Origin of the sequence: Nocardia sp. NPDC060255 (genome assembly GCF_042727395.1) — a bacterium.
Taxonomy (GTDB): domain Bacteria; phylum Actinomycetota; class Actinomycetes; order Mycobacteriales; family Mycobacteriaceae; genus Nocardia.
This window is the reverse complement of record NZ_JBHXAU010000006.1, coordinates 358,384-365,339: the sequence shown is the minus strand read 5'-3', so window position 1 is coordinate 365,339 and position 6,956 is coordinate 358,384. Positions and strand designations below refer to the sequence as shown.

General features: G+C 66.6%; 6 protein-coding genes. 2 read left to right on the top strand and 4 right to left on the bottom strand.

Features of this window, described 5'->3' with window-relative positions; genetic code table 11:
• Both ACFWF1_RS15365 and ACFWF1_RS15360 read left to right on the top strand, forming a co-directional pair.
• Window positions 1–921, top strand: a 921-nt coding sequence (locus ACFWF1_RS15365; protein ID WP_379322186.1) for an integrase core domain-containing protein, incomplete at its 5' end; no start/stop codon positions are given.
• 223 nt (window positions 922–1,144) lie between these two features.
• On the top strand, window positions 1,145–2,248 hold the full coding sequence (locus tag ACFWF1_RS15360) for a PQQ-dependent sugar dehydrogenase (RefSeq protein WP_379292180.1): 1,104 nt from the start codon (window positions 1,145–1,147) through the stop codon (window positions 2,246–2,248).
• A gap of 98 nt (window positions 2,249–2,346) precedes the next feature.
• Here the strand turns inward: ACFWF1_RS15360 and ACFWF1_RS15355 are convergent, their stop codons facing one another.
• Genes ACFWF1_RS15355 through ACFWF1_RS15340 form a run of 4 tightly spaced genes read right to left on the bottom strand, consistent with a single transcriptional unit; the run spans window position 2,347 to window position 6,934 of the window.
• Window positions 2,347–2,826, bottom strand: a complete 480-nt coding sequence (locus ACFWF1_RS15355; RefSeq protein ID WP_379292181.1) for a hypothetical protein — start codon at window positions 2,824–2,826, stop codon at window positions 2,347–2,349.
• Between the two features lie 33 nt (window positions 2,827–2,859).
• The gene (gene gatB, locus ACFWF1_RS15350) at window positions 2,860–4,365 is read right to left on the bottom strand and encodes an Asp-tRNA(Asn)/Glu-tRNA(Gln) amidotransferase subunit GatB (protein WP_379292182.1); all 1,506 of its coding nucleotides are present in this window, start codon (window positions 4,363–4,365) and stop codon (window positions 2,860–2,862) included.
• A gap of 52 nt (window positions 4,366–4,417) precedes the next feature.
• Window positions 4,418–5,797, bottom strand: coding sequence for an alpha/beta hydrolase family protein (locus ACFWF1_RS15345; RefSeq protein WP_379292183.1), 1,380 nt, complete (start codon window positions 5,795–5,797; stop codon window positions 4,418–4,420).
• A 9-nt stretch (window positions 5,798–5,806) separates the two neighbouring features.
• Complete coding sequence (locus tag ACFWF1_RS15340) at window positions 5,807–6,934, bottom strand: MAB_1171c family putative transporter (protein WP_379292184.1); 1,128 nt, start codon at window positions 6,932–6,934, stop codon at window positions 5,807–5,809.
• Window positions 6,935–6,956: the final 22 nt, after the last annotated feature.

Sequence of the window (6,956 nt, the reverse complement as noted above, 5' to 3'; positions counted from 1 at the left end):
TCGATCCGGGCTCGGCTGCTCCACGACGGTGTCTTGGAGCCCCCGTGTGCCCGCACGATCCATCGGGTGCTGGCCCGAGCCGGGTTGATCGAGCCCGAACCTCGCAAACGACCCCGCGCCTCGTATCGGCGATTCGTGTTCCCCGCCACCGACGACTGCTGGCATATCGACGCTTTCGAACACACCCTGGCCGACAACGCCACGACCGTGGTGGTGATCTTCGAGCTCACCGATGATCATTCCCGCTACGAACTCATCGATCTGGCCTGGCCCCGCGAGGACACCGAAGGCGCCTGGCGCTGCGTCTCGACCGCGATCGAACGCTACGGACAACCACGAATGATCCTGTCAGACAACGGATTATCATTCACCGGCAAACACATGGGCATCATGGTGTCCTTCGAACGCAACCTCGCCCGCCTCGGGATCAAACTCATCACCACCGCACCACGACACCCCCAAACCAACGGCAAGAACGAACGCGCCCACCGCACCCTGCGCAAATGGCTCACCGCCCAACCACCCGCAACCAGCCTGCCCGAACTACAAGCCCTACTCGATACCTACCAACCCCTCTACAACACCCGCTCCCATCAAGGCCTACACGGCGCAACACCGGACCAAGCCCGCTTGACCGGACGCCGCCACACCCCCGAGACCAACCTCGCAACCCCCTACCTACTGGCCAGAGAAGCCACCGTCACCAGCCGCGGACTGGTCAACATCACCAACACCGCCATCCCCATCGGCACCGAATACGCCGGCCGCAAAGTCACCACCTTCGTCCGCGACGACGACGTCCTGATCTTCTACCGCGAACAACTCGTCCGAGAACTCACCCTCGACCGCACCCGCAGACGCCAAGACCCCATCCGCCCCCGAAACGGATCACACCGACCTACCCTCAACTACAACCCATAACTGTCCGGGATGTCCTGTCACCAACTGTCAGCGATGTCCTGTCACATCACACGCGGCGATTCGGGGTGCGGGAAATCGGAAGGCGTGCGGCCATAATGGCGGCATGCAATCTGGACCGGGACACCGGTGCTTCGCCTCGGTGTAGGTGTCCAGGACAAAACGTGCGCGCCTCATCGGTGGGCCGAGGGGGCGGTGCCGGACTGTTTTCCGTAACGTCTGAGCTATGAGGTTGGTTGTCGTGGGTCGCGTTGCGATGAGCTTGGCGCTCGGGTCCGTCCTGGTGACCGGATGTGCGAGGTTCGATGATTCGGCGTCGAGCCCGTTCACGCCGGAGCCGACGCTGCACGGGGCGAACATCGACCCGCAGAAACCGTCGGCACCGCCGACGTCGACCAACCGTCCCAGCGGGCCGTGCATCGATCCGGATCCGGCGGTGGTGGCGACCTGCCTCGACACCACGGGTGGACTGGTCGCGCTCGGCGACGGCGCGCTGGTCGCCGAGCGGCGCACCGGACGCATCCTCAAGGTGGCGCCGGACACGCCGCCGAGCGAGTACGCGCGGGTGGACGTGGACGGCTCCAGCGACGGCGGGCTCAGCGACATCACCCTCTCCCCGACCTTCGCCGAGGACGGGCTGATGTACGCCTACATCACCACCCCCAGCGACAATCGAGTGGTCCGCATCGCCCCCGGCGGCGGCGCGCCCAAGGACATCCTGACCGGAATCCCGAAGGGCCCCAGCGGAAACCACGGCGCCATCGACTTCGCCACGCCGACCCAGATGCTGGTGCTCACCGGCGACGCGGGCAATCCCGGCGCAGCGAGTTCCCCGTCCTCGCTGGCGGGCAAGCTGCTGCGGGTGAACTCCCCCGCGCCGGGCGCCACCGCCGAGGTCGCGGTGTCGGGCATCGGCGTCGCGGGTGACGTCTGCCGGGACAGCAAGGACAGCATCTGGATCACCGACCGCACCGCCGTCGAGGACCGGCTGCAGCGGCTCGGCGCCGACGGCGTGGTCACCACGGCGTGGACCTGGCCGGACCGCCCCGGCGTCGCGGGCTGCGCCGCCGCCACCGACGGCGTCGCGATCGCACTCACCAAGTCCAAGGCCCTCGCCATCGCGGCCGCCGACGCGACCACCCACGCGGTCACCTCCGCCCCGACCCTGATCGCGCAGGACAAGTACGGCCAGCTCGGCGGCGCTGCGGTAGGCGCCGACGGCGCCATCTGGGTGGGCACCGTCAACAAGACCGACGGCCAGCCGACGCCGAATGACGATCGGGTAGTACGCATTCCGCCGCCGCAGGCCGGTGGGAACGGCCCGGACTAGCCACCGGGCGAACGACAAAGGGCCGACTCCACGGAGTCGGCCCTTTTACGTTGTGCGCGAACGTGTTCGGTCAGCAGCATGCCCGAATCAGCCGATTCTCACAGCAGTTCGTTGACCCACTGCCGCTGTTCGTCGGTATCCGGCACGGGACAACCGCGACTGGATTCGATCAGGTCCCACACCGCAGCGGGATCAGCACCCTCCAGCACCAGCACGCCCGCCGCGATCAGCGCGGACCGGCCGATTCCTGCTCGGCAGTGCGCGACCAGATACCCTCCGGCGCTGACACTTTCCGCCAGCCGCTGCAATACCGGCCGTGCCACGGTCACCCGCGGCACGCTGCGGTCCGGTATCGGAAAGGCGACGAAGTCCAGCCCGGCCCGACGGGCCGCAGCCGCCTCGTCGCGCAACTCCAACTCCATTTCCTCGCCCGGAGTCAGCGCACTCACCAGTGTCGTCACCCCTGCGGCCCGCAGACCATCCATCGAATCGGCCAACCAGACCCCACCTCGCGGTCTGGCCATGATGGCTACCGATCCAGGGCCCGGCCGTTCGATGACGAACAAATCTGGACGCATAACTCTCCGAGCCCCGTTATCGGCGAAGGCAACTCAGCTGCAGGCGGCGATCACGAGCTCGCGGACGCGGGCTGCGTCGGCCTGGCCGCGGGTGGCCTTCATGACGTCGCCGACGATCTTGCCTGCGGCCTGGACCTTGCCGGAGCGAATCTTCTCGGCGATGTCGGGGTTGGCGGCGAGGGCCTTCTCGACCTCGGACTGCAGGGCGCTGTCGTCGCTGACCATGCCGAGGCCCTTGGACTCGACGATCTGCGCGGGCTCGCCCTCGCCGGCCAGCACGAAGTCGACGACCTGCTTGGCGACCTTGTTGTTGACCGTCTTCGCCTCGACCAGGTTGATCACGGCCGCGACCTGGGCCGGGGTGATCGGCAGGTCCTCGAGCGAAACCTCGCGCTCCTTGGCCTTTTCGGTGAGGTAGGCGACCCACCAGGAGCGGGCCTCGTTGGCCGGGGCGCCCGCGTCGACGGTGGCGATGATCAGGTCGAGTGCGCCCGCGTTGACCAGGTCGCGCATCACCTCATCGGACAGGTTCCAGTCGGTCTGGATGCGGGCGCGGCGCAGCCACGGGTACTCCGGAATGGTGCCACGCAGTTGTTCGACCCAGTCCGCTTCGGGCGCAACGGGTTCCAGGTCGGGCTCGGGGAAGTAGCGGTAGTCCTCGGAGGTTTCCTTGATCCGGCCCGATGAAGTGGTGCCGTCGGTCTCCTGAAAGTGCCTGGTCTCCTGCACGATGATGCCGCCATCCGCCAGCACCGCCGCTTGACGGCGCATCTCGAACCGGACGGCGACCTCGACGCTCTTCAGCGAGTTCACGTTCTTGGTCTCGGTGCGGGTGCCGAATTCCTTGGCGCCGATCTCCATCAGCGACACGTTGGCGTCGCAGCGCAGCGAACCTTGCTCCATCTTCACGTCGGAGACGTTGAGCGACCTGAGCACCTCGCGCAGCGCGGTCACGTACGCGCGGGCCACCTCGGGCGCTCGCTCCCCCGCACCGGTGATCGGCTTGGTGACGATCTCGACCAGCGGCACACCCGCCCGGTTGAAGTCGAGCAGCGAGTGGCTGGCGCCGTGGATGCGACCGGTGGCGCCGCCGACGTGGGTCGACTTGCCGGTGTCCTCCTCCATGTGCGCGCGCTCGATCTCCACCCGGAAGGTGCTGCCGTCGTCGAGCAGCACGTCGAGGTAGCCCTCGGTGGCGATCGGCTCGTCGTACTGGCTGATCTGGTAGTTCTTCGGCTGATCCGGGTAGAAGTAGTTCTTGCGGGCGAACCGTCCCCACGGGGTGATCGAACAGTTCAGCGCCAGGCCGATCCGGATCGCCGACTCCACACCCTTTTCGTTGACCACCGGCAATGCGCCCGGCAGACCGAGGCACACCGGGCACACCTGGGTGTTCGGCTCGGCACCGAATTCGGTCGGGCAGCCACAGAACATCTTGGTCGCGGTGTTCAGCTCGACGTGGACCTCCAGGCCAAGCACCGGCTCGAAGCGGGCGATGACATCCGAGTAGTCCATCAAGTCGAGTGTGGGTGTGCTCATGCGGAACATTCTATGTAAGGCCGCGAGGGGGAACGCCCCCGCCCTTCGACGCCTACTTCGGCTGGATGCGCTGGGTCAACCAGCCCGTGACGAAGGTGAGCACGTCCGGCGAGATGGTCGTCTCGATGCTGCCGTATTCGCTGGGTAGACCGGTCTTGGTCGGTTGCATCAGGTGGTTCAGACCGGGGAAGACGTGGACCGTCGCGTCGGGGTCGGCGGCGAGATTATCGCGCATCGGCTGCTCGCTCTGGCCGGGCGGCACCTGGAGATCGTTCCCGCCGAAGAACGCGAGCACAGGAATGCGCAGCGCCTTCAGGGCCGGTGCCGGATCGTAGGCGATGAGGGCGGCGAAGTACGGCGTGATCGACGCGGCGACGTCGGCATCGGACGCCCGCTTCTCGGGTGGCAGCGCCTCGTTCTGTTTGCGCACAAGGTCTTTGGCGCCCGCCAAGTCGCCGACCTTCAAAAGAGCTGCCAGCTCGCTGGTTTGCCGCACCTGGGTGTCTACCTCATCGGCGGAGGCACCACCTGCGGCAGTGATCAAACGAGTCTGCTCGACGAGCACATCGGCTCCCAGCACACCCGGACCGGCCATCAGGATGGCGAACGCGACACCGCTGTCGGGTCGCGAGGCCACCAGCGGCGCCAGGTAACCGCCTTCGCTGTGACCGAACAGGCCGACGCGCGCCGGGTCGATGTCCGGGCGGCCACGCAGGAACCCGACGCCCGCCGCAGCGTCATTGGCCAGGTCGGTGTAGTTCGCGTCGTCCAGGTTGCCGCCGGTACCACCGACGCCTCGGTCATCGGCGCGCAGGACGGCGTAGCCCGCCCGTGTCAAGGTATCCGCGACCAGCAGGAAAGGCTTGTGGCCGAACAGTTCTTCGTCGCGATCCTGCGGACCGCTGCCGGTGATCAGCAGGACCGCGGGGAACGGGCCGCTGCCCTGCGGCTCCGTCACCGTGCCTGCGATGGTGATATCGCCGCTGCGGTAGGTGACATCCTCGGACTTGTACGGGAACGGTGCCTGCGGAGTTTGCGGGCGGTTCAACGGGGCGACCTTGCCGCGCTCGAGGGACAGCTTGAAGGTCTTGCCATGCTGGGTGAAATCACCCGAGATCTTGTCGGTGCCTTTGTCGTAGCTCCCATGGAACTTCGGGTCGCCTGGAACATCGGCGATCGCGAAGGACACCACGTCGCGAGTCGACTGCACGTCCTTCAGCTGCACACCCGCCATGCTCCGCAGTGGAATGTCGATGGTCGCCGTGTCTTTACCGGTGAACGTCACCCCGACCGCGAGCGGCTGCCCCGGAGTGTCGATCACCCCGTGCCAGTCACCGGTGGTCGGCTCCGGCGGGTTCGAGTCCGACGAGCAACCCGCAACCAGCACGCCAACAACGAACAGCACCAACGCGATCAGTCGTCCAGAGCGCATGAACCAACACTACCGACCGCCGGTGACAACTCCGGCGCGCGCAGCGGGCCAGACGCGCGCCAACGCCAGTAACTGCCGCAGTTCGGTATCGAAATCCCGTGCGGTCAGGAACGGCTTCGGCACGGCGCGCACGTTTGTCGGCAACCGACCCGCCCGCCGCGCGCAGACAGCCGCCGCCAACCGATACGCGTAATCTCTGATTTCCCCGTCGGATTCGTCCCGGCGGGCGCGCGCGGACCCGGTATCGGCAGGCAGGTAGGGCCCGAGATGCAATAGTGCATCACGTATCTCGACGGTCATTCGAAGCAGGCGTGCGGTGGAATCATGGCGAGCCCGCCCGCCGACGACCGGGGACAGCACGATCTCCGGTACCGCCGCGCAGACATCGCGCCATAGCGGCTGCAGCTTGCGGCAGATCCGCCCGTCCCGATCCAGATCGGCCCGTGCCAGCAACTGGCCGACCACCGGGATCACGAATAGCGTCGACGCGACAACGGCGGTATTGACGAGCAGGACCTGCACCCGATCAATATGCGAAGCGAATGGCTGCCAGCCACCGATCATCTGCCCTATCCAGAGCACCTGATCAGCCCAGAACGGCAGGCACGCCAGGACCATCAGCCAGCACAACACCTTCGCCACCGTGCCGAGGTTGCCGCTGCGATATTCGCGGACGCATACGCGGGCGAGCACCAGCGCTGTGACGGCCTGCGGCGCCTCGAAGGCGATCCAGACGACGATCCCGGCCCAGTTGAAATCTCCGTCGACCGAATCACCGACGGCCAACGGAGCGGCGAGGAGGATGACCGCCGTCGAAACCACGCCGACCGAACAGTAGATCCACTGACGCCGCCAGACGGTTTCCGGATCGGTCTCGGACTCCCACGCTCGAGCGACCGCGTAGAGATACATGCCGATCATGACGATGCATCCCAGCGCCAACTCGATCGGCACACTGCCGATCCGCGGCCTCGGCGTGCACCGAAACAACAGCAGACCGGCAAGGCTCCACAGCGGCAGGCAATTGATCAGGCGATCAAGGATCGTGTCCCTGGTGAACAGCACCCTGCCGACAGCCACCATCGCCACATAGCCGATCACCGCCCATGCGGTGAACCCGGAAATCGGCGATACCATCGCTGCCCCTCCCGGTCGATCA